This is a genomic window from Nitrosospira sp. TNL300 (assembly GCF_055385915.1).
Window position 1 is genome coordinate 2,523,143 of the sequence record NZ_AP041005.1, and the last position, 23,806, is coordinate 2,546,948.

At 55.6% G+C, this 23,806-nt stretch carries 21 protein-coding genes and 1 tRNA gene; 7 read left to right on the forward strand and 15 right to left on the reverse strand.

Going from position 1 to position 23,806, the window contains the following annotated elements; all coding sequences use genetic code 11:
- The first annotated feature begins 135 nt into the window (after positions 1–135).
- The gene (locus tag ACZ5BW_RS11555; RefSeq protein WP_464540083.1) at positions 136–459 is read left to right on the forward strand and encodes a HigA family addiction module antitoxin; all 324 of its coding nucleotides are present in this window, start codon (positions 136–138) and stop codon (positions 457–459) included.
- Positions 460–648: 189 nt separating this feature from the next.
- Here the strand turns inward: ACZ5BW_RS11555 and ACZ5BW_RS11560 are convergent.
- Positions 649–736 (reverse strand) — tRNA-Ser (locus ACZ5BW_RS11560).
- Positions 737–913: 177 nt separating this feature from the next.
- On the opposite strand from ACZ5BW_RS11560, the gene ACZ5BW_RS11565 reads away from it, so the two are divergent.
- On the forward strand, positions 914–1,609 hold the full coding sequence (locus ACZ5BW_RS11565) for a Bax inhibitor-1/YccA family protein (protein WP_464540085.1): 696 nt from the start codon (positions 914–916) through the stop codon (positions 1,607–1,609).
- A 110-nt stretch (positions 1,610–1,719) separates the two neighbouring features.
- On the opposite strand, the gene rlmD is transcribed toward ACZ5BW_RS11565, so the two are convergent.
- From rlmD to ACZ5BW_RS11615, 10 genes are all read right to left on the reverse strand, one after another.
- On the reverse strand, positions 1,720–3,090 hold the full coding sequence (rlmD, locus tag ACZ5BW_RS11570; protein WP_464540088.1) for a 23S rRNA (uracil(1939)-C(5))-methyltransferase RlmD: 1,371 nt from the start codon (positions 3,088–3,090) through the stop codon (positions 1,720–1,722).
- A complete protein-coding gene (locus ACZ5BW_RS11575; protein WP_464540090.1) occupies positions 3,078–4,301 on the reverse strand; it encodes an RNA-guided endonuclease InsQ/TnpB family protein in 1,224 nt (407 codons plus the stop codon). Before ACZ5BW_RS11575 ends, rlmD begins: the two co-directional genes overlap by 13 nt.
- Positions 4,302–4,530: 229 nt before the next feature.
- Positions 4,531–5,334, reverse strand: coding sequence for a 3'-5' exonuclease (locus ACZ5BW_RS11580; RefSeq protein ID WP_464543699.1), 804 nt, complete (start codon positions 5,332–5,334; stop codon positions 4,531–4,533).
- Positions 5,335–5,391: 57 nt separating this feature from the next.
- Positions 5,392–5,814, reverse strand: a complete 423-nt coding sequence (locus ACZ5BW_RS11585; protein ID WP_464540092.1) for a YdbL family probable chaperone protein — start codon at positions 5,812–5,814, stop codon at positions 5,392–5,394.
- Between the two features lie 17 nt (positions 5,815–5,831).
- Positions 5,832–6,059 (reverse strand): hypothetical protein, encoded by a 228-nt coding sequence (locus ACZ5BW_RS11590; protein ID WP_464540094.1) that lies wholly within the window; start codon positions 6,057–6,059, stop codon positions 5,832–5,834.
- Positions 6,056–8,146, reverse strand: coding sequence for an intermembrane phospholipid transport YdbH family protein (locus tag ACZ5BW_RS11595; RefSeq protein WP_464540096.1), 2,091 nt, complete (start codon positions 8,144–8,146; stop codon positions 6,056–6,058). Before ACZ5BW_RS11595 ends, ACZ5BW_RS11590 begins: the two co-directional genes overlap by 4 nt.
- A 165-nt stretch (positions 8,147–8,311) precedes the next feature.
- The gene (gene cysM, locus ACZ5BW_RS11600) at positions 8,312–9,199 is read right to left on the reverse strand and encodes a cysteine synthase CysM (protein ID WP_464543700.1); all 888 of its coding nucleotides are present in this window, start codon (positions 9,197–9,199) and stop codon (positions 8,312–8,314) included.
- A gap of 166 nt (positions 9,200–9,365) precedes the next feature.
- Entirely contained in the window at positions 9,366–9,671 is a 306-nt protein-coding gene (locus tag ACZ5BW_RS11605) for a ComEA family DNA-binding protein (protein ID WP_464540098.1), read from the reverse strand.
- A gap of 55 nt (positions 9,672–9,726) precedes the next feature.
- Positions 9,727–10,185, reverse strand: coding sequence for a single-stranded DNA-binding protein (gene ssb / locus ACZ5BW_RS11610; RefSeq protein WP_464540100.1), 459 nt, complete (start codon positions 10,183–10,185; stop codon positions 9,727–9,729).
- The gene (locus ACZ5BW_RS11615) at positions 10,186–11,571 is read right to left on the reverse strand and encodes an MFS transporter (protein ID WP_464540102.1); all 1,386 of its coding nucleotides are present in this window, start codon (positions 11,569–11,571) and stop codon (positions 10,186–10,188) included. It lies immediately after the preceding gene.
- A gap of 123 nt (positions 11,572–11,694) precedes the next feature.
- Here ACZ5BW_RS11615 and uvrA point away from each other — a divergent pair, with 123 nt between their 5' ends.
- From uvrA to ACZ5BW_RS11640, 5 genes are all read left to right on the forward strand, one after another.
- Positions 11,695–14,529: an excinuclease ABC subunit UvrA gene (gene uvrA, locus ACZ5BW_RS11620; RefSeq protein WP_464540104.1), complete on the forward strand. Its 2,835-nt coding sequence runs from the start codon at positions 11,695–11,697 to the stop codon at positions 14,527–14,529.
- A 32-nt stretch (positions 14,530–14,561) separates the two neighbouring features.
- Positions 14,562–15,917: a glycerate kinase type-2 family protein gene (locus tag ACZ5BW_RS11625; RefSeq protein WP_464540106.1), complete on the forward strand. Its 1,356-nt coding sequence runs from the start codon at positions 14,562–14,564 to the stop codon at positions 15,915–15,917.
- Positions 15,918–16,103: 186 nt separating this feature from the next.
- Positions 16,104–16,808, forward strand: a complete 705-nt coding sequence (gene phoB, locus ACZ5BW_RS11630; protein WP_464540108.1) for a phosphate regulon transcriptional regulator PhoB — start codon at positions 16,104–16,106, stop codon at positions 16,806–16,808.
- A gap of 40 nt (positions 16,809–16,848) precedes the next feature.
- Positions 16,849–18,150, forward strand: coding sequence for a phosphate regulon sensor histidine kinase PhoR (gene phoR, locus ACZ5BW_RS11635; protein ID WP_464540110.1), 1,302 nt, complete (start codon positions 16,849–16,851; stop codon positions 18,148–18,150).
- Between the two features lie 150 nt (positions 18,151–18,300).
- Entirely contained in the window at positions 18,301–18,867 is a 567-nt protein-coding gene (locus ACZ5BW_RS11640; RefSeq protein WP_464540112.1) for an NUDIX domain-containing protein, read from the forward strand.
- Positions 18,868–18,898: 31 nt separating this feature from the next.
- Here ACZ5BW_RS11640 and ACZ5BW_RS11645 read toward each other — a convergent pair whose 3' ends face one another.
- The 4 genes from ACZ5BW_RS11645 to grpE form a co-directional block, all read right to left on the reverse strand.
- Positions 18,899–19,744, reverse strand: a complete 846-nt coding sequence (locus ACZ5BW_RS11645) for a PA4780 family RIO1-like protein kinase (RefSeq protein WP_464540114.1) — start codon at positions 19,742–19,744, stop codon at positions 18,899–18,901.
- A gap of 96 nt (positions 19,745–19,840) precedes the next feature.
- Entirely contained in the window at positions 19,841–20,944 is a 1,104-nt protein-coding gene (dnaJ, locus tag ACZ5BW_RS11650) for a molecular chaperone DnaJ (RefSeq protein WP_464540116.1), read from the reverse strand.
- 174 nt (positions 20,945–21,118) lie between these two features.
- A complete protein-coding gene (dnaK, locus tag ACZ5BW_RS11655; protein WP_464540118.1) occupies positions 21,119–23,053 on the reverse strand; it encodes a molecular chaperone DnaK in 1,935 nt (644 codons plus the stop codon).
- Between the two features lie 97 nt (positions 23,054–23,150).
- The gene (gene grpE, locus ACZ5BW_RS11660; protein ID WP_464540120.1) at positions 23,151–23,732 is read right to left on the reverse strand and encodes a nucleotide exchange factor GrpE; all 582 of its coding nucleotides are present in this window, start codon (positions 23,730–23,732) and stop codon (positions 23,151–23,153) included.
- Between the last annotated feature and the right edge of the window lie 74 nt (positions 23,733–23,806).

Genomic DNA, 23,806 nt, shown 5'->3' on the forward strand with positions numbered 1-23,806 from the left:
CAAGTCATTGACGATGGTCTCCAGGACTGGTTGAGGCGTGTGTTCAAGATCAATCCTTGGCTGCAGCAGCAAGAAGCAGCCTAGCTAACGGTATTTATCTGGAGGATCACAGCTACCGATGAAAGCGAGGCAAAAATGCTGACTACCAAGCGCAAGCCGGCGACTGTCGGCGAAATCCTCACCGAAGAATTCATGCAGCCGATGGGCTTGACCCAGGGCGCGCTCGCCGAGGCGATGGGTGTCCAGCGCAAGCACGTCAATGAACTGTGCGGAAACCGCAGGAACGTGACGGCGGCGACGGCCCTGATTCTTGCGCGCGTGTTCGGCAACAGCCCGGACTTCTGGCTCAATGTGCAGCGGCGCAACGATCTTTGGGAGGTAATGAATACGCCCAAGGAGCGTGAGCGAGTCGAGCGCGCGCGGCCCGTTGACGCCGGAAATTCTGTGCAAATTCGTTAAAACCGCCTAAGACTGCCCGTCAGCGCAATCGGCTGAAAGGCGACGGCTTCGCCGCGATCATCTTCGCACGCCCGCACAGTGCGTCGAGGTCTATATGGGCGAAGTCAGTATTATGGGATCAAAGTTCCGCCTATCCAGACGCTGGTGGCGGGTAATGGCGTAAACGCCGTGTCCACTCAGGGACTGAAGTGGCGGAAGAGGTGGGATTCGAACCCACGAATGGTTGCCCATTGCCGGTTTTCAAGACCGGTGCCTTCAACCGCTCGGCCACTCTTCCAATGACAATCGGACTGCTGCCTTAAACCGCTCGGCCATGCCTCCGAAACTGCTTGCGAATCATACTCGTTTGGGACCTGTTTTTCCAGCAGCGCACCTGCAATAACGACAGGATTGCAACTTTCCATAAAGATGAGTAGTCTTATGCATGTAAAGTTTCGTCAACCAAGGAGACGTCATGCAACCTGAACTTCGATATTCCAGCCCGACTGTGCAAACAGGACTTGCGGTCGATCGCAACAAGGTCCTGCGCAATACCTATTGGATGCTTGGCCTGACCATGATTCCAACGGTGATTGGTGCTATGATCGGAATGAGCACCAACTTCGCGTTCCTCGCGCAAGCGCCTATCATGGGGCCGCTGGTGATGTTGGCCGTCATGATGGGATTGCTGTTTGGGGTGAGCGCCACCCGTAACAGCGTGGTGGGAATCGGGCTACTGTTTCTGTTTACTTTTGTTGCCGGGTGGTGGTTAGGCCCGATGCTGCAATATGCGCTTCATTTCAAGAATGGCGCGCAAATCATCACAACCGCCGCAGCGGGAACAGGAGCGATCTTCTTCACGCTGGCGACCATCGCCACGGTGACAAAGAAGGATTTTGGCTTCATGCAGAACTTCCTGTTCGTGGGGCTGATACTCCTGATGATCGCGTCGATCGCCAATCTGTTCTTCGCCATACCGGCAGCTTCGCTTGCCATTTCGGCAGTTGCGGTACTGCTGTTCTCCGGCTTCATTCTGTTTGATGTAAGCCGCATCGTGAACGGTGGGGAAACCAACTACGTAATGGCGACCATGGGCATATACCTCAGCCTGTACAACCTCTTCACCAGCCTGCTGCACCTGCTGCTGGCTTTGTCGGGCGAGAAAGACTGACGCGAAGAGCGCGATAGATAAATTACAGGATAAACTCCGGCGAGCAAGCCAGGGGAATCCGGCAATACCTCCGGGGCGACTGGAAACAGTCGCCCTTTTTCATGCCTTTTTCAAGCTTGCTCGCTGGCTTTCTCGAACAGCGCGATGGACTCGACATGCGCGGTATGCGGAAACATGTTGATCACACCTGCCGCCTTCAACGCATACCCATTCCTGTGCACCAGCACGCCCGCGTCGCGCGCGAGTGTGGCAGGATTGCAGGAGACGTAAACAATGCGCCACGGCTTGAGCTGTTTCTCTTCGAGAGCAGTCACCACGGCGATAGCGCCCTCCCGCGGAGGGTCGATCATCATCTTGTCGAAATCCCCCTGCTCCCGCATCCAGCTTTCATCGATTTCAAACAGGTTGGCCTCCATGAAACGCGTACCGCCCGCCAACCCATTTCGTTGTGAATTTTGACGGGCGCGGGAAACGAGCGCCGCGCTGCCTTCGTAGCCCACCACCTGTCCGCCGCGCCGCGCAATGGGAAGGGTGAAATTACCCAAGCCGCAAAACAAGTCCGCAATGCGTTCTCCCGCTCGGGGATCAAGCAGGTTTAGCGCCCGCCGCACCAGTATGCGATTGACCGCCGGATTCACCTGGGTGAACTCAGTGGAGTGAAACGGAATGGTTACATCGAATTCCGGCAGCGTATAACTCAATTCCGGCGCGTCTTTGGGATAGAAAGGATAAGCTGTTTGAGGACCGCCGGTTTGCAGAAAAAGCTGAACGTGATGCTGATCGGCAAAAGCCTTGAGCAAGGTTTCATCCTGCGCGGTCAGGGGTTCAAGAATGCGCAGGACCAGTACATCCACGTTCTCGCCCAGTGAAACTTCAATCTGCGGCAGGCACTCGCGGATGGACAGGTTTTCCACCAGCTTTCGTAATGGCATGATGAGCGCGGAAATACGCGATGGCATGATCCTGCACGTCTGCATGTCGGCAATGAAGCTGCTGCGCTTTTCATGAAAACCGACCAGTACCCCGCCTTTTTTTGCCACGTAACGGACCGATAACCGCGCCCGGTACCGGTAACCCCAGGGTGATCCATAAACCGCCGGCAATATCAGTTCGGGTGCGACCTTGCCGATGTGCTTGAGATTATCTTCGAGCACGCGCTGTTTTGCTGCCACTTGGGTGCGAGCATCCATATGCTGCATGCTGCACCCGCCGCAGATGCCGAAATGGTGGCATTCCGGCGTTACGCGCGAAAACGCAGACTTGAGAATTTGATTGACCTGGGCAAGCTCGAAGCTGGGTTTTTTGCGATAGGCGTTATAGGTAACAACCTCCCCCGGCAGGGCACCCTCGATGAAAATGACTTTGCCCTCAGCGTGCGCAACGCCCCGGCCTTCCTGATCCAGGGATTCGATAAGAACGGGAGCATTGACATCCTCCCCCACCTGAAGTTGGGGGATTCCTGCGGCGGTCAAACGTGGCATTGGGCCACTCCTGAGACGCTTCGGTGGGTTCCTGCTGCTGGCGACCTTGTTGCATCGCTCACTTCACAGGCGAACCGGGCGTGTCCCGCCCTTAAAATGTTGATCGCGCCGACAACATCGGCGTTTTCTGTGAGCCCGCATTCCACACACGCGAATCGCGCTTGCGTCTGGCGATTATCGGCTGATACATGCCCACAGCACGGGCAGGTACGGCTGGTGTTCTGCGGCGGCACGGCGATGAGGTAGCCACCGTTCCACGCCAGCTTGTAGTCCAGCTGGCGGCGAAACTCGAACCAGCCCTGATCGAGAATGGACTTGTTCAGGCCAGACTTGGCCCGGACATTTCTGCCCGGATTCTTGATATTGCCTTTGGCAGACTTGCTCATATTGCGCACCTGCAAGTCCTCGATGCACACTATCGCGTGGTTTTGACTGATAGCTGTCGTGGCCTTGTGCAGGTAGTCGCGCCGGGTGTTACCGATGCGGGAATGGATACGCTGGACGCGGGCTTTGGCTCTCCTCCAGTTGTTGCTGAATTTCTGTTTACGGCTCATGATTTGTTGCGCTTTACGGAGTGCCGTTTCGTGCCGCCTGAAACTGTTGAGCGGTGCAAGGTGACTGCCGTCCGAGAGCGTGGCGAACCGGATCACGCCCATATCGATGCCAATGACATTGCTGGATTTCGGTATGGGCTTTTCCACTTCACGTTCGGTCTGGACCGACACGAACCACTTGCCACCGCTCAGACTGACCGTGGCGTTGCGCAGTTCGTCCAGAACCTCTCGACTATTGCGGTAACGCAGCCAGCCGAGTTTGGGCAGGAAGATACGGCTGTTGGCCTGGTCGAGCCTGATCTGTTTCAGGTCGGGGTAGCGGAAGCTGTCGCTTTGCCCTTTACGCTTGAAGCGGGGGAAGTCAGCACGCCTGGCAAAGAAGTTGGTGTAGGCACGCTCCAGATCCTTGAGCGACTGTTGCAGCGGATGCACGGGCGCATCCTTCAGCCACGGCGTCTCCGAGCCATTGCGCCACTCGGTGAGCAGCTTGCACAGCCCGGCGTAGCCGAGCTTCTTCTCCCCCTGCTCAAAACGCTCTTTTTGCAACGCCAAAGCCTTATTGAACACAAACCGGCATGACCCCGCGAAGCGGCGCATGTTGTGCTGCTGATCGCTGGTTGGCATCAGTTCGTATTTGAAGGCCTGGAGGCGTTTCAAGGCTTAATGGCTCTGCTTATAAACAGCATTGTAGGACGGCTACGCCGTCCGCGCTATCCTTCCCCGTTCTGAAGGACGAGGCTTGCCGCGCATCGAGGTCATATCACCCTGTCAAATCCGAAATCGGGAACGGGTTCAGAAGGATTGGATATTCTACCCTCGGGTGCTTTCCGGAATCTGCCGCACCTTCATACAGGAGAATGAGCAGCCTGAGCAGCCGGAGCAGCTATTAATCCAGAAATGAAGAGGCTTCGCTCAAACAGAACCACTGTTCGAGAAATTCCTGCCAATGCGGCTCGGAAGACTTGCTCAGGGTGAAGCGAACCAGTTCGCATTCACGTTGATACTGTTCGTTATTGAAGGTTCCGCGCATAAGCTGAAAGCGCAGGAACACAAGGTAGGTATTCACCACATCCGTTTCGCAATAGTTGCGAATGGCGGCAATCTCGCCTTTCTGGAAAGCGCTCCAGACCTGGGAGCCATCCATCCCCGACTTCCCCGGAAAACCCACCAGCTTCGCCAGCTCATCCAGTGGAACATTGGCACGCGGCTGATACAACGCCAGGATATCCATCAGATCGAGATGCCGTGTATGGTAGCGGCTGAGATAGTTGTTCCATTTGAATTCGCGGTCATCATCGCCCATGTCCCAGTAGCGCCGGGCCTTCAGGCCGTGGATGAGACTGCGGTAGTGGAGCACGGGCAGGTCGAACCCGCCTCCGTTCCAGGAGACCAGTTGGGGACTATATTTCTCTATGCCGTCGAAGAAGCGCTGTATGAGTTCGGCTTCGGAATCCGCTGCGCTCCCCAAAGACCATACACGGAATTCATCCTTGTCGCGCAGCGCACAGGAAATCGCCACCACCTTATGCAGGTGCAGGGGAAGAAAATCGCTTCCGACAGTCTGGCGGCGCGACTGAAACGCCATCTCGGCGATGTCGACGGCCGGAAGCTCATGGGGAAGATTGTAGAGCCTGCGCAATCCCTCTGTATCGGGAACAGTCTCGATGTCGAAAACCAGTACGGGAGTCACGCTAGACATTCAAATAAATCCTGCGCATCTGTTTTTGAGGGTACCCGGCCGCCCGCCTTACTTCTTGACCCATCCGCCGTCCGCACCCTGATACCACCAGCCGCTCCGTGCCAGTTCGATCCAGCGTTGGCCGAAGGTGGAGCGAATATCTGCTTCCCATTCCGGGTGACTATTGGCGCGGGCAATCTCGCGATAAAGCGCGTTCCTGTCCTGATTTTCCGCTGCGATCAATCCATTCACCGACTGCCGCGCCGCCAAGGGTACCGCATTGGCGTCCCGCATGACAATGAGGCCGTCGCGCGTGAAGCCTATTGCTCCACTTGAATAATACGACTCCAGTTGGCTATGGCGCTGCTGCATGCTCCGCTTGATGCTTGCTATCGCGGGGGTATCGATTTCGATATTGGCCTGGGTATGCCCGGCAAGCGGCATCAATGATAATAGCATCAGCAGCGCTGCCCGGAAAATCGAACTGACCATGATGTTTGCCTTTACTGTTATGGCTGCTGCTGCGGCTCTACCGCAGGTTGGGAAGGAGAAGGAGGCGAAACGGGCTCCGTCTTCTCACCCCCCTCTGGTTTCTTGAGTTGCCACACTTCTTCTATTATCTTGTCTGCTGCTTTTTCGGCTGCGGCGGCAGGGAAATAAATATTGATGGTGACGCAGGCGGCTGGCATCGCGCTGACCAGGGTCAGCAAAGCTGCCTGGAACAAAAGGTTCTTCATTGTTTATCCTGTTGAAGGACAGGTCTGGCATTGGCGTCCGTAATCCGTTGAAGACGACTTACCAATTCCCGCCAGTCCACCCTGCGATTATAACCTATCACTGTGATCGCCGGGATTCCGCCGCCTTTGACGATCAGATATCCGTGCGGCATAGGTTCCGATTCTATCCCGCCCATATCGCAGACACCATTGCGCAATCTACAGCTCCACCCGATCTGCGAATAGCCGAATTCATCAAAGACACGCAGGAAACTGCGCTGGATTGCGGCGGCAGCGCCGACTCCACCCAGTGATGAAATGCTTTGCACTGCCCGCTGGCTGATGCGGCGGCTGTAATCGCCCGGGCTGCTCATGAGGCGGGCATCGAATTTCACTGGTTTCCAGTCAAAAAGCTCGAGATCATGCACGGCCACATCTATGCGGCCTTCCATATTGCCAAATGAGAATGCGCCGGTGAGCAGGTCAAGATCGAGATTGCGCATGTCCACATCCGCCATGAGGGAGGGCGCGGAGCCGAATGGCTCCAGCGCTTTCAGATTCCACACCAGCACCGTGCCATCGAACACGTTGAGAAGCAGGGCGCCCTGCACTTCAATAGCGGAGCCATCGAATGTTACCTTGGGGATTTTTCCCGAGAGAGTGCCGCGCATCGGCTGAATCCCGAGCGCACGGGTGAGTTGCTCCATGGATATGGATGAGAGGTCGCCGCTGAACTGCCAGTGCCAGCCGGGGAGCGATCCCTGCGCCTGCCTGATGGCGCTGAAGTTCTCCAGGGTCAGCTTGCCGTCCAGCAAGGGTGCTTCCATTCGGGGTATGCGAAAACCAGGTTCATTTAATCCGGTTATCTCCAGGGGGATATGGACCGGCCCCACCGGTAGCCGGCTTACGTGACCACCCCCTATCGTAATGGCGGCGTGCGTCAGCCCAGCTGCACGCAGGGGTATGCGCGTATTGATATCGCGCAGCGCAAAGCGCCCGCCCTCGTCCTCCAGCGATACGTCACGCAGATCGACATCGAGCATTTCGCTCACACCATTCCGGAATCGCCACTTTACTCCCGCCTGCCCGCCGGTCTTCAATGCGGAAAAAGAAGTGTTGACCAGAAAAGGTTTTACGATCTGGCTATACAACCCTGCCATTTGGAGATCAGGCGCGTCGAGATCTAAATCGTGCAGCGTGTTGGCGCTCCAGTCCATGCTGCCGGCCAGACCGATCTCCCCGATCTCCGCCAGAGAGAGTTTTCCCGTGCGGAGACGGAGGATACTGCTATCGACTTCGCCACGCACACCGAAACGGTCACCCCGGGCAGCGAAATACAGCGGTTGCCAGAACACTTCCCCTTGCGGCCAGTGCGCATCCGCCTGCCACTCCCATAACTGAGTCTTCTGCCTGGGAATCTGTCGAGGCGTGCGCCTGGCCCTTGCGTCAACGGTAACACTGATATTCTCGCCCGCATGTAAACCGCTAGCATCGCTGAAAGCTACGCCCTCCACGGTCAGATGGGCATCGATGGCAGCAGGTCCGCTAAGGTCAGCCCGCAGTTTCGCTGCGCCATTGATTTTCCCTTTTGTGGATGAAGGCAGGATCGCATTCTCACTGATCGGCAGCAATTGCACGATCTGCGCGACCTCTCCGTTAGCCGCGGTAAGCGTACCTTCCCAACCTGCTCTTCCCGTGCGAAGCGACAGCTTCCACCCCTCGCCTGTCTTGCCTGCACTGTTTCTGATTCTCACATCCAGGATTTTTACGTCGGAAGTTCTGCCGGGAACAGATAAACGAAATGACACAGGCAGTAGCGCGGACTCCGACAACCTCAGCGCACCGCTATCACAGTTGATCTCCTCCCTGCTGGTGCGAAATCGATCACATGAAAAATGCAGGTTATGCCAGGTCTTTCCCTGTATCGCTACCTCGGCCAGCTTCATTCTCAGCGAGGACGCCGGAGGAGCAGTGAGGGTGATCTGGATCCCCTTGATATTGGAAAGCGGGCCGCGGATATCCTCTGCAGAAAGGGCAAGAGACGCAGCATGGACGGATACTACCGCGGGGAAGAACGCTGCCAGTATCCTGATGAGGAATTTCATCATGAGCAAGCCATTTTTCGTTCGTCCTGGGCTTGTCGAGGGGCGCTTGTTGAGGCTGCCGGATAAAGAAGAGGCAAGCTGTGAGTTTGATGAAGGAATCGGAATGGCGTCGCTCTAGGCAGCGCTACGCTACAACGCCACGATATCCCCTTCCTTACCCCTCACCGCTCAAGCAGGGAAAACACCCGTGGAAAGATAACGGTCGCCTCGGTCGCAAACAATCGAGACGATCGTTGCATTTTCTGTTTCCGCAGAAACCTTGAGCGCCGCAGCGAGCGCCCCACCCGACGAAATTCCTGCAAAAATCCCTTCCTCGGATGCAAGCCGCCGTGTCGTTTCCTCGGCTTCATTTTGGGAAACCAGCATGATGCGGTCCACCCAGCTCGGATCATAGATTTTTGGCAGATAGGCTTCCGGCCATTTGCGGATACCGGGAATCTGGGCGCCTTCTTCCGGCTGCACACCGATGATCCGGACTTGGGGTTGCTTCTCCTTGAAATAGCGGGAGCAACCCATGATGGTTCCGGTCGTGCCCATGCTGCTCACCAGATGAGTAATCTTTCCTTCGGTATCCCGCCAGATTTCGGGAGCGGTGCCTTCGTAATGGGCGCGCGGGTTGTCAGGGCTGGAAAACTGGTCGAGGATGATTCCCCGCCCCTCGTCGCGCATGCGCTCGGCTACGTCGCGCGCTTCTTCCATGCTGCCCTCCCTGGAAGTCAGTATGATTTCCGCTCCGTACGCCTTCATCGATTGCCGACGCTCCACGCTGAGATGCTCGGGCATCACCAGCACCATGCGATATCCCATGATTGCCGCCGCCATGGCGAGCGCGATGCCGGTGTTGCCGCTGGTAGCCTCTATCAACGTATCGCCAGGCTTGATTTCCCCGCGCTCCTGCGCGCGTGTAATCATCGACAAAGCGGGACGGTCCTTTACCGAACCCGCCGGGTTATTGCCTTCCAGCTTCAGGAGAACCGTGTTGGTAGTGTTTCCTGGCAGGCGTTTTAGCTTGACCAGAGGTGTATTGCCGACAAAATCTTCTATGGTTTTGAACATGATCAGCCCGACTTGTGAAACGTCACAACGAATTGCCGCAGTAGTACCGGAGTGACGCGTAGTGACCGTAGGAGATGAGGCGAAAGCGTAATCTATGGATAGTGGATAGGTTGGCCAAGCCTTCACCCATTCCGCAACCTGCCACACCAATCGGCATGCGAGGGGATTATTCTCTGGCAGCGGGTTTGTGCTCCTTCCTGCCTGCCGGGCCCCCGCTGCTGCCGCCGACAGTGATATCCTTGCGCAGCTTCTGAACCGTGGCGGGACCAATGCCGCTTACGCCCTGCAAATCGTCCACGGATTTGAAAGATCCCTTCTTCTTGCGATAGTCGATGATCGCCTTGGCTTTGGCCGGACCAATACCCCGAAGCGTTTCAAGCTCGGCCTGGGTAGCGGTATTGATATTGACAGCCGCGAATGCTGCTCCGGTAAATACAAACAGCGTAATAAGGAGAAGAAACAGTTTCGTCATATTTTTAGCAGATTCGATCATGCAGCATCTTGCATTCATGCCAGGGAAAGCGGTGTTAGAACGGAATATCATCATCCATATCATCAAACCCGGTGCTGCTTCTGGCAGGCGCCTTACTGCTGGATGAATTCGGCGCGAATCCGCCTTCTTCCCTCTCCGGGGCTTCATAACTGGTGCCGCCAGGCTTGCTCCCTAGCATTTTCATATCGGTGGCGATGATATCGGTGGTGTAGCGTTCGACACCCGACTTGTCGGTCCACTTGCGCGTCTCCAGCCGCCCTTCCACATAGACCGAGCGTCCTTTCTTGAGGTACTCGCCTGCGATCTCAGCCAGTTTGCGGTAGAAGGTGACGCGATGCCACTCGGTTTTTTCCTGTTTTTCGCCGTTCTTGTCTTTCCAGGTCTCGGTTGTTGCCACGGTGATGTTCGTTACCGCGTCACCGTTCGGCATATAGCGGGTTTCAGGATCCTTGCCGAGGTTGCCGATGAGTATGACTTTGTTGACTGATGCCATTTATGCTTCCCCTCCAAGTAATTGAGCAACGCCTTGCTCATCAAAACCGTGCATATCTACTTTCAGGTAAGCCACCCCTTCGCTCGCAAGCACAAGCGCCTCATGCACACCGGGCAGCGCCGCAAGTTGCCGCGAAAGCCCGTGGGCAGTGCCGGTATCCATTACCTGCACGTGATACATCCTGGTACGGACAGCTGCGGGCGCCTTCATGGTAACGGCAAATATCAGCCAGAACATGAGGAGTGCGCCACAGAATGCAAACAACGCGGTACTTCCGTAATGCTGATACAGATAGCCACCGGCGCTGGCGCCAATAAACGTACCCAGGAACTGGACACTGCTATAGACGCCGATGGCGGTGCCTTTGGCCCCTACCGGAGCGATCTTGGAAATGAGTGACGGCAGGGTTGCTTCCAGCATGTTGAAGGCGGCGAAGAATACCAGCAACGCGCCCGCAGTGCCCCATATCGAATCGAATGTATAAGCCAGCAGAATCTGGCTTACCAGCAGTACAGCGACAGATATGACAAACACTTGCTTGAGCTTTGCCTTCTTTTCGCTATAGATGATCACTGGAATGATCAGCAGCATGGAAATGACCAGCGCGGGAAAATAGACTTGCCAGTGATGATCCGCTGCGAGCCCTGCCTGCCGCAGCGATAGCGGTACCACCAGCCACAGCGCCATCAGTACGGCGTGCAGTACGAAGACACCAAAATCGAGCCGCAACAGTTCGGGATTTCGCAAAACATTGGAAAATCGCCCGGCGGATGCTTCCGTATCCGAATGAAACCGACTGTCTGTCGGGTTGGGAATCACTCGCGAAACTACGACCATCGCCAGCAGCACCAGCACACCTGTCATGAAAAAAATTCCGGGCACGCCAATCATGCGGTTGAGCGATGGTGCAATAACCAGCGACAGCGCGAAGGTAGTCCCTATCGTCATGCCGATCGCTGCCATTGCCTTGGTGCGATGCTCTTCGCGCGTGAGATCCGCGGCAAGCGCCATCACAGCTGCCGAAATCGCACCTGCGCCCTGGATAACACGGCCAATGATTACCCAGTAAATATCCGTTGCCGCGGCTGCGACAAAACTGCCCAGCGCGAACAAGAGCAGCCCGCCATAAATCACCGGTTTGCGGCCGAAGCGATCAGAGAGCCAGCCGAACGGAACCTGCAATATCGCCTGCGTCAACCCGTACGCCCCCAGTGCAATCCCGACCAGCGTGTAATTGTCGCCTCCCGGCAGATTTTCGGCGTAAAACGCGAATACCGGAAGAATGATGAACATTCCCAGCATCCGTAGGCCGTAAATACTCGCCAGGCCCGCGATCGCGCGTACCTCTGTGGGTGACAGTTTCTCGGAAGACGATGAGGGGGACATGAATCAGATTGGGAAAACGCGGAAACTTGAGTATATTAACAGGTTTGGCCGGTTCTCAGGTAGCCTTGCCTCGGTGAATGAACATGGCAATGAGCAGGCGCCGGACCTCAGCGAAAGGAGTCAATGGAACTCATCAAGATCCGCGGTGCGCGCACGCACAACCTTAAAAATATCAACCTCGATCTGCCGCGCAACAAACTTGTCGTCATTACGGGTCTGTCCGGATCGGGCAAGTCTTCGCTGGCATTCGACACGCTCTATGCGGAAGGCCAGCGGCGTTATGTGGAGTCGCTTTCGGCATACGCCCGCCAGTTCCTGCAATTGATGGAAAAACCGGATGTCGATCTGATTGAAGGATTATCGCCCGCCATCGCCATAGAGCAGAAGGCCACTTCGCATAACCCGCGCTCGACTGTCGGCACTGTCACTGAAATACATGATTACCTGCGCCTGCTTTTCGCGCGGGTAGGAGATCCGCAGTGTCCCGACCATGGCATCACGCTGACCGTGCAGAGCGTTTCCCAGATGGTCGATCATGTGCTGCGACTGCCGCCGGATACCCGGCTGATGATACTTGCGCCGCTGGTAGTGGGGCGCAAAGGCGAGCAGGTGGACTTGATCGATGAACTGCGCGCCCAGGGCTTCATCCGGCTGCGGGTCGACGGGAACGTATACGAAATCGATGCCCTGCCCAGGCTGCAAAAAAACCAGAAGCATACGATCGAGGTGGTAATCGACAGGCTCAAAGTTTCCCTGGATTCGAAGCAGCGGCTGGCTGAATCATTCGAAACAGCGCTGCGCCATGCCGAGGGGCGCGCTCTGGCAGTAGAGATGGATTCCAGCGCCGAGCATCTTTTTTCAGCCAGGTTCAGTTGCCCGATATGCAGCTATTCGCTGCCCGAACTCGAACCGCGTCTGTTTTCGTTCAACAACCCGATGGGCGCCTGCCCCAAGTGCGATGGACTGGGCAGAATCACCTTCTTCGATCCCAAACGGATCGTCGCGTTTCCGCATCTGTCATTGGCTTCCGGCGCCATCAAGGGATGGGACAGGCGCAACCAGTTTTATCATCAGTTGCTGGTGAGCCTGGCCAGCCATTACGATTTTGATCTGGAGGTGCCTTTCGAGCAACTGAACAGCCATATTCAGGACATCATCCTGAATGGATCCGGCAATGAAAAAATCATGTTTTCGTATCTGAACGAAAACGGGTCGAGAAATTATCGCAAGCATACGTTCGAAGGAATCATTCCCAACCTGGAACGGCGCTACAAGGAAACCGATTCAGTTACCGTACGCGAGGAACTGGCGAAATATCTGAATTCCCAGATCTGCCCTGAATGCACTGGAACGCGCTTGCGGCGGGAAGCACGCCATGTGCATGTAGGCGGCATGGCAATATATGAGATCAACGCCTTGCCGCTTAAAGAAGCAAAGGTTTTTTTCGACCAGGTGGCGCTGACCGGTCATAAACTTGCCATTGCAGAGAAGATCATCAAGGAAATCTCCAGCCGTATATCATTTCTCAACAATGTCGGACTAGACTATCTATCTCTGGATCGGTCCGCCGATACTTTGTCCGGAGGGGAGTCCCAGCGCATCCGGCTTGCCAGCCAGATCGGGTCAGGTCTCACCGGTGTGATGTATGTGCTCGATGAGCCTTCCATTGGCCTGCACCAGCGGGACAACAGCCGCCTGCTGAAAACCCTCAAGAACCTGCGCGATCTCGGCAACAGCGTGATCGTGGTGGAACATGACCAGGATGCAATACTGACTGCGGATCATGTGGTAGACATGGGTCCGGGGGCCGGTGAGCATGGCGGCGCCATTATCGCCCAGGGTACGCCGGAAGCTATCCAGCGGGATGCCGGTTCGCTTACCGGAAAATATCTCTCGGGCGAATTGACCATAAGGGTACCCGAAAAACGCACGGAAGCGAAAAATGGCCGCTGGCTGCGGATTGAAGGCGCCTCGGGAAACAATCTGAAAAACGTCACCCTGGACCTGCCGGTCGGGCTGTTCGTTTGCGTCACCGGTGTATCCGGCTCGGGCAAATCCACGCTCATCAACGAAACGCTCTACCAGGCTGCTGCCCGGCATCTTTATGGCAGCGCAACGGAACCCGCTCCCTATCGGAATCTGGAAGGGCTGGCGTTTTTTGACAAAGTGATCAGCGTGGATCAAAGCCCCATCGGACGCACGCCACGCTCGAATCCAGCCACTTATACCGGGTTGTTCACTCCGATCCGGGAGTTATTCGCCGGTGTGCCGCAGGCACGGGAACGCGGCTATGGGCCGGGGCGCTTCTCGTTCAATGTGAAGGGGGGCCGTTGTGAAGCCTGCCAGGGTGATGGTATGATCAAGGTGGAAATGCACTTTCTTCCCGACATCTACGTATCATGCGATGTCTGCCACGGCAAGCGCTATAACCGCGAAACCCTGGAGATTCAATACAAGGGAAAAAACATTCATGAAATCCTGCAGATGACGGTAGAGCAGGCGCATGAATTTTTCAGTCCCGTACCCGTAGTGGCGCGCAAGCTCCAAACCTTGCTGGATGTCGGCCTGGGTTACATCAGCCTGGGCCAGTCCGCAACGACGCTTTCAGGCGGCGAAGCGCAACGGGTGAAGCTGTCGCTGGAACTCTCCAAGCGAGACACGGGGCGTACGCTCTATATTCTCGATGAACCCACCACCGGCCTTCATTTCCAGGATATCGACCTCCTGCTCAAAGTGCTGCATCGATTGCGCGACCACGGCAACACCGTGGTCGTGATCGAACACAACCTGGATGTGATCAAGACTGCGGACTGGATTATCGATCTCGGTCCCGAGGGCGGCGAAGGCGGGGGTGAAATCATCGCACAGGGGCCGCCGGAGGAAATAGCAGCGAATGAAAGGAGCTTTACCGGACATCACCTCAAGGACATGTTGGAGAATTTTCACGCGGTCACCTGAATACTGGCGTGAGGCTGGAAGGTGAAAGTACCATGAATCCCCGAGCACTCCTGCTCAACAGTTTCAACGCTGCGCTCACCGCAGCCGATCCGCTGCGCGTCGTACCGCCGCATCTTGCTTCCGTGTCATCTCGCGCGCTTGCAGTCAAACAGCATGAGGGCTGCATTAGAGGCCATATCAGGGACCGTGTTGAAGGACGGACCCTGGTAGTAGGTGCGGGCAAGGCTGCGGCGGCAATGGCGCAGGCTGTGGAAACCCATTGGCCGCAAGAGATGCCTTTGAGCGGAATCGTACTCACCCGCTATGGTCACGGCCTGCCCCTCGAACGAATCCACTTGATAGAGGCAGGCCATCCGCTGCCCGACGAAAGCGGGGAGCAAGGGGCCCGTGCCATTCTGGCGGAAGTAGAAAAACTGGGACCTAGCGATTTCCTGCTGTGCCTGCTGAGTGGAGGCGGCTCCAGTCTTCTGTCGGTACCGGTAACCGGCATATCGCTTGATGATCTCCGCGATGTCACTACCCAGCTGCTGCGCAGCGGGGCAACCATCCAGGAAATCAATATTGTACGAAAGCATCTCTCTGTGACAGCGGGCGGGCGACTGGCGGCTTCGAGCCGGGCTCCGGTGCTGGCCCTGATCATTTCCGATGTAACGGGAGACGATCCGACCCATATTGCTTCCGGCCCCTGTGCACCTGATCCCACGACGTTCTCCGATGCAGGCGCCATACTCGAACACTATAAAATCAATGCGTCGGCCGCCGTGACGGAAACGTTGCGTGCAGGAGTGGAAGGCAGGATCAGGGAGACACCCAAACCTGGGGATGCCGTTTTCGATCAGGTGGAAAACCGGGTGATTGCAACGGCACATGCTTCACTCGCGGCAGCGGCAGAATATTTTTGCGCTCAAGGAATTCCGGCTGTAGTACTGGGGGATTCTGTTACCGGGGAAGCGCGCGAGGTGGCCAAGGTCTTCGCCGCAATGGCGAAGGAGGTGCGTCAACATGGGCAGCCGTGGAAGCTGCCGATAGCCCTGATCTCAGGGGGCGAGACGACAGTCACATTACGGGAAAATGAACAGGGATATAAGAGAGGCGGACGGGGCGGTCGCAATACCGAGTTCCTGCTGTCGCTCGCCATCGAACTGAACGGTGCGGCAAACATCTACGCGCTCGCCTGCGATACCGATGGCATAGACGGCACTGAAAACAATGCAGGCGCGCTCATCACGCCGGACTCCCTCAGGCGCGCCGCCGAACGGCGCATGAACCCTTCGTCCTTGTTAATCTGTAATAATGCCTATGCCTTCTTTGAAGCGCTGGGCGATCTGGTCACGACGGGTCCGACCCGAACCAACGTCAACGACTACCGCGTCATACTGATTTTGTGAATCTGCGACAGGAGATCTGAATCCCCTCGTCGATGCGGCCGGAAGCCCCTCTCGTCTTTACGATGCCTGTTGCGGAATCTCTCGCTGCTTGCAAATGTCACAAAACCGCAATACTGTTTACATATCATCGAAATATAAGAAAAAATCAAAAACGGAGAAGATTCTGACGATAGAAGGAATGATCTAATGGCAGCAACAATTCTGGTGGTGGAAGATGAACCCGCGATCCAGGAACTGATCTCATATAGTCTCCGGCAAGCCAAGCATACGGTTTCCTCGACGAAAAACGCAGAGGAAGCCATGAAAATCATCAATGATGCGCTGCCCGACTTGGTGCTCCTGGATTGGATGCTACCTGGGATGAGCGGCGCGGATTTTGCCCGCATGCTGCGGAGAGCCACCCGCACAAAGGATATTCCCATTATTATGCTCACCGCTCGCGCGGACGAGAGCGACAAGGTGATCGGACTGGAAAGCGGCGCCGACGATTACATTACCAAGCCTTTTTCACCCCGGGAACTGCTGGCGAGAATCAAGGCGGTACTGCGGCGGCGCGCTCCCGAAGCCGCTGACGATGTGGTGGAGATCGGTGGACTGCGGCTGGATTCGGCAACCCATCGCGTCACTGCGAATGAGACTGAAGTCGTGCTCGGGCCCACCGAATTCCGTTTGCTGCACTATCTCATGACTCACTCCGAGCGAGTACATAGCCGTTCCCAATTACTCGACCAGGTATGGGGCGATCATGTATTTGTCGAGGACCGTACTGTCGATGTGCATATCCGCCGCCTGCGCAAGGCCCTCGAAAACGTCGACAAGGATGGATTGGTGCAGACGGTACGAGGCTCCGGCTATCGCCTGTCGACAGGACAAGCTGTGAGCGCAGGATGAAAGCTGGAATGACTTGTTGTAATCGTTCCAGCTGACGTTCGTGTCCGGTTTCTGGGAGCGTCTCGCCAGTCTCGTTCTGATTGCTGTTGTAAGCGGAGTACTGATGACTGCCTTCGGCTCCGTAACGACGCTGACACTTTATGTCATCGCTCTGGTCCTGCTGGTCTTGCGCCACTCGTACAACCTGAAGCAGCTGGACCGATGGCTTCACGGTGAAGAAGCCACGCTACCCGACAGTTCCGGCAGATGGGGAGATGTATTCGCGCGCCTGGCGCGACTCAGGCGTGATCAGAAACAGAGCCACCAAAACCTCAGCTCCGCTTTGGAACGTCTGCGGCGCGCTACCTCCGCCATGCCCGAGGGAGTCGTCATCCTCAATGAGATGGACCGCATCGAATGGTGCAATCCAGTGGCCGAAAAACATCTGGGCATCAATGCCAGTCTCGATACCGGTCAGCATATCACCCATCTGATGCGTCAAACCCAGTTCGCGGAATATCTCGCATCGCGGAACTACAACGAACCCCTGGTGATTAAACAACCCCGTCAGCACGAACTGACGCTTTCGCTCCAGTTCGTGCCTTACGGTGACAAGCAGAAGCTGCTTCTCAGCCGAGACGTCACAAAGCTCGAAAGAATCCAGACAATGCGCCGCGATTTTGTCGCCAATGTCTCACATGAACTGCGCACCCCCTTGACCGTCATCGGTGGATTTCTCGAGACGCTGTCGGACGAGAATCAATCAGACCCCGAAACACGTAAATGGGCGGTGGGGCTGATGAGCGAACAGACGCGACGTATGCAAAGCCTGGTGGAAGATCTGTTGACCCTGTCGCGGCTCGAGGATACGGAAAACCTGGCGCGCGAGGAGCAGGTCAATATACCGGAAATGTTGCGAACGCTTTATGAAGAAGCAAAATCCCTGAGCGCAGGACGTCATCATATCATCCTTAATCTCGATACCAGGGCGAAGCTCCTTGGCAGTTTTTATGACCTTCGCAGCGCCTTCATCAACCTGATCAGCAATGCCATACGCTATACCCCGGATGGAGGAAATATAACGCTGAACTGGGCAGTTCAGGGCGGGCTAGGTGTATTTTCCGTGCAGGATACCGGAATAGGGATCGAACCCGAACATATCTCGCGCCTGACGGAGCGTTTCTATCGGGTGGACCGCGGCCGCTCGCGCGAAACTGGAGGTACAGGCCTGGGTCTTGCCATTGTCAAGCACGTGCTCAGCGGCCACCAGGCGAAGCTGGAGGTTACCAGCGAACCGGGCAAAGGCAGCCGCTTCAGCGCAGTGTTCCCGGCTGCCCGGCTTCTGATACAGCAAGACGAGTGAATAGCGGCCTGCTACGCGCGGTATAATCGCCTGCATCCCATTTCCCAGGAAAGCGGATATCGGATATTGGATGCGGCGAGCAGCGGAATCAGCAGATCCACCGCAGACAAGATATCGCTATCCCATTGCATGAAGAGGCGTACCGTTCCTATGTCCAGAATCCGGCCTGAACATCCCGACCTTACCGAAACTACTGTCAGCAGCCAGAAGGTTTTTGAAGGCGACCTGCTGCATGTCTATCAGGACCACGCACGCCTCCCCGACGGCAAATTGAAAATACGCGAGTACATCGCCCACCCTGGCGCCGTGGTCATTATCCCATTGCTCGACAATGGCGAACTGGTGCTGGAACGTCAGTTCCGCTACCCGCTGCATCAGGATTTTTACGAATTGCCTGCTGGAAAAATCGACTCCGGGGAGGACCCGCTCGTGTGCGCACAACGGGAACTACTGGAAGAAACCGGTTATACAGCGAAAAGCTGGCGTTATCTCACCACCCTGCACCCTTGCATCGGTTACTCGAACGAGAAACTGATCTACTATCTCGCGCAGGAACTCACCTTCGAGGGCGCAAACCTCGATGATGGAGAACATCTGGAAGTGCTTACCCTGACGCCGGCAGAAGCATTGGAATGGGTAAAGGAAGGAAAAATTACCGACAACAAATCGGTGTCAGGTTTATTCTGGGCAGAGAAGATATTGAGAGGCGAGTGGTAAGCTGCAATGCGCAGCCCTGTCACTGCTGCGATCAACGTAATGAACGATAAAGCCGCCGTGCCTCTTCTTCCTTGAGTGTGTCGTTGATTTCACGCATGACACTGTTCATGTCGACCGGGTTCTCAATGTGCTCGAAGTAGCCAGTCAGAACACTTTCCGGATGCAGCTTACTGCTTTGGTAGAGGGACCATATCTCCCTGCCATAATCGTTGGCCCGCAACTCAGGCGCAAAGCGGCCGAAGTAAGCTGCCAGATTTTCGACATCTCGCAGAAGCATTTCCAAAGCCTGATTGTTGGCCGCAGCGTCGATGGCTTGGGGTAGATCGATGATGACGGGCCCCATGCTGTCAACCAGCACGTTGTATTCAGACAGATCGCCATGAATAATTCCGGCGCAAAGCATGCGCACCACCTGCGTGATCAACGTGCGGTGATATTCGCGTGACATCTCAGGGGTGAGTACGAGATCATTGAGCCTTGGAGCCACGTTGCCCTCGCTGTCGGTCAACAGTTCCATCAGCAGTACGCCCTCATGGAAGTTATAGGGCTTGGGCACACGCACGCCCGCAGCCGCGAGACGGTACAAGGCATCTACTTCGGCGTTTTGCCAAGCTTCTTCCTGCGCTTTGCGTCCATAGCCAGTGCCTTTTGCCATGGCTCGCGCACGTCGACTGTTTTTTACCTTGCGACCTTCGGTGTAATTCACACTCTGGCGGAAACTGCGCTTACTGGCTTCTTTGTAAACTTTGGCGCAACGTATCTCTTCTCCGCAGCGTACCACGTAGACTGTGGCTTCCTTGCCGCTCATCAACTGTCCGATGACCTCGTCGATAAGACCATCCTGGATTAGCGGTTCAATTCTTTTTGGAGTTTTCATTAATCCATACTACGCTTCTGGCATCGTAGTCAATATGAGGTGACATCTTCCGAATTAACCCAAAGTTGCTACCAATTACAACTGCTGGAACAGAATTCACTCTGCAAAGAACTCCCGGACCTTGTCCATCCAGGATTTTGCGCGCGGACTGTGGCGAGAGCCGTCTTCCTGGTTGATCGCCTCCAGTTCGTGCAACAGCTCTCTCTGACGGGAGGTAAGCTTGACCGGCGTCTCCACCACGACATGACACAACAGGTCGCCCGGGTTATTGCTGCGCACGCCCTTGATCCCTTTGCCGCGCAGTCGGAAAATTTTTCCGCTTTGTGTTTCCGCCGGTATCCGGATTTTCGCATGCCCTTCCAGCGTGGGAATTTCGATCTCGCCCCCCAGCGCTGCGGTCGTGAAACTGATGGGCATTTCGCAGTGCAGATCGTTGTGGTCGCGCTGAAAGACTGAATGAGGCGTCATGTGAATGACAACATACAAGTCTCCTGGAGGACCATTATTGACCCCTGATTCGCCTTCTCCCGATAAACGGATGCGATCGCCTTCATCCACACCCGCCGGAATTTTTACGGATAACGTCTTATGGTGTTTGACGCGACCGGAACCGCCGCAGGTATTGCATGGGCTGGAAATGAATTTGCCGCTGCCATGACACTTGGGACACGTCTGCTGAATCGAGAAGAATCCCTGTTGCATCCTCACCTGCCCGTGGCCGTTGCAGGTGGGACAAGTGGTGGGCGAGGTGCCAGGCTTTGCGCCGCTGCCATGGCAGGTGCCGCAGGCATCCATGGTAGGAATGCGAATCTTCGTTTCGGTTCCGCGCGCTGCCTGTTCCAGTGAAATTTCCAGGTTATAACGCAGGTCCGCCCCTCGATAGACGTTGGCTTGCGCGCCGCGGCCCCCGAAAAGATCACCGAATATATCGCCGAATGCATCAGCAAATCCCTGGGCTCCGCCGCCCATGCTGGCATCCACTCCGGCATGGCCATGCTGGTCGTATGCTGCCCGCTTTCTCGGATCTGAAAGTATTTCGTAGGCTTCTTTTGCTTCCTTGAAGTGTTCCTCTGCTTTCGGGCTATCCGGATTGCGATCCGGATGATATTTCATCGCCAGCCTGCGATATGCTTTTTTTATTTCATCCTCGCTGCTGTCGCGATTAATGCCCAGCACTTCGTAGTAGTCGCGTTTGCTCATATAGTCTTCTTGAAAATTTGGCAGCACGGAGAGTAGCAGAGTAGCTTAAACCAGCTTCCTCTCCGGCACGCCAAAACGCAGGATGCGGAAAGGAATGCTGCACCTTTTCCGCACCGCTGCGCTTAGAATGTCTTGATGCTTTTTTGGCTGCTGCTTTTTGGCTGCTTCGCGGATTTACTTCTTGTTTTTTACTTCCTCGAACTCCGCATCGACAACTTCTCCTTCGACAGGTTTTTCGGTCCCACCGCTCTGGCCGGAAGGTTCCTCACCGGGTCCGGCCTGCGGGCCCTGCCCCTGTGAATACATCTTTTCCGCCAATTTATGCGAAGCCTCGGCCAGTGCCTGGGTTTTGGCTTCGATGGTTTCCTTGTCGCCGGACTTCAACGCTTCTTCCGCCTCTTTTAGAGCCGCCTCTATTCTGGATTTTTCCTCATCGGCCAGCTTATCCCCATGCTCCTTCATGGTTTTCTGCACAGAGTGGATCATCGCATCGCACTGGTTGCGCGCCGTGACCAATTCCATCGCCTTATGATCTTCCTCGGCATGGGCTTCGGCATCCTTGACCATGCGCTGCACTTCCTCTTCCGACAGGCCGGAACTCGCCTGAATCTTGATCTTGCTTTCCTTGCCTGTGGCCTTGTCCTTGGCCGACACATGCAGTATGCCGTTCGAGTCGATATCGAATGTCACCTCGATTTGCGGCATGCCGCGCGGAGCTGGCGGGATATCGGCCAGGTTGAATTGGCCCAGGCTCTTGTTGCCGGATGCCATCTCGCGCTCGCCTTGCAGCACGTGAATGGTTACGGCGGTCTGATTGTCATCCGCGGTGGAAAATACCTGTTGCGCCTTTGTCGGGATAGTCGTGTTCTTCTGGATCAGCTTGGTCATCACGCCGCCCAGCGTTTCGATACCCAGCGACAACGGCGTCACATCCAGCAGCAGCACATCCTTCACCGCGCCCTGCAACACACCACCCTGGATCGCTGCGCCCACGGCCACGGCCTCGTCAGGGTTCACATCCTTGCGGGGCTCTTTGGCGAAAATTTCCTTGACCTTTTCCTGTACCTTGGGCATGCGGGTCTGACCACCCACCAGGATAACGTCGTCGATATCGGAAACCTTTATACCCGCATCCTTGATGGCGGTACGGCAGGGCTCCACTGTGCGCGTGATCAAATCTTCCACCAGGCTTTCGAGCTTCGCGCGCGTGATTCTTACCGCGAGATGCTTCGGACCGCTGGCGTCCGCCGTAATGTACGGCAGATTGACCTCGGTTTGCTGGCTGGAAGAGAGTTCGATCTTGGCTTTTTCCGCGGCGTCCTTTAACCGCTGCAAAGCAAGCATATCCTTCTTGAGATCGATACCGTTTTCCTTTTTGAACTCATCCACCAAATACTCGATGATGCGGGCATCGAAATCCTCGCCGCCCAGGAAGGTGTCGCCATTCGTCGCCAGCACTTCAAACTGGTGCTCGCCTTCCACTTCCGCAATCTCGATAATGGAAATATCGAATGTTCCACCGCCCAGATCGTACACGGCAATCTTGCGATCTCCTTCCTTTTTATCCATTCCGAAAGCAAGCGCAGCCGCGGTCGGCTCGTTGATAATACGCTTGACTTCGAGTCCCGCGATGCGGCCCGCGTCTTTTGTGGCCTGCCGCTGGGAATCGTTAAAATATGCCGGAACGGTAATGACGGCTTCGGTGACGGGTTCACCCAGATAGTCCTCCGCCGTCTTTTTCATCTTCATGAGCACTTGTGCCGAAACCTCGGGCGGCGCTACCTTTTTGCCACGTACTTCAATCCAGGCATCGTTGTTGTCGGCCTTGATAATGGTGTAGGGCACCATTTTGATGTCCTTTTGCACCATCTCCTCGTTAAAGCGCCGACCGATCAGGCGTTTCACCGCGAACAAGGTATTTTTCGGATTGGTGACCGCCTGGCGTTTAGCAGACGCGCCCACCAGAACCTCGCCATCTTCCGTATAAGCAACGATGGAAGGCGTGGTGCGTGTCCCCTCGGAGTTTTCTATCACCTTGGGCTTGCCGCTCTCCATGACGGCGACGCATGAGTTAGTGGTTCCCAAGTCGATACCGATAATTTTTCCCATAATTGATCCTTGTATTAGTTGATTCTTGATATCCGTTGTTATAAATCCATTGAATAATTCGCTTGTTACCGCTGAAATGGGGATAAAGATCGTGATTTCAAGACTCTTTTCCCTTCGAAACCGAAACCAGCGCCGGCCGGATAACGCGATCATTCAGCACGTAGCCTTTCTGCATAACCTGCACTACAGTGTTGTGCGGAAACTCGGACTCCACCATGCACATGGCCTGGTGCAAATGCGGATCGAATTTTTCACCTTGGGGATCGAGCTGCTTGATATTGAACTTGGTGAAAGCCGCAGTGAGCTGCTTGAGCGTCAACTCCATGCCGCTTTTGAAATTCTCGACGGTTGCATTTTCCACCGCCAATGCAGCATCCAGACTGTCCATGACCGAGAGCAGCTCAGTCGAAAAATTTTCAATAGCGTATTTGTGCGCGTTGGTGACATCGATCTGGGCGCGCTTTCTTATGTTCTCGCCCTCAGCCTTGGCGCGAAGCCATGCATCATAATGTTCCGCTGCATCGAGTTCCGCTTTTTTCAGTAACTGCTCCAGGCTGGGCATGGTTTCGCCCTCCTGTCCGGGCGTCTTGGCCTTGTTTTCCCCGGTTTCCTGTACACCGCTTTCGCTTGTAACGGTCAGTTCGGGCTGGTCTGGTTGAGGTCGGTTTTCTTCTGTCATGGCTTTCTCCTGATTTTCTATCCATAAACATATCGGGATGGTTTCTCGAATTTCAAGCCCAAAAATTTCCAGGC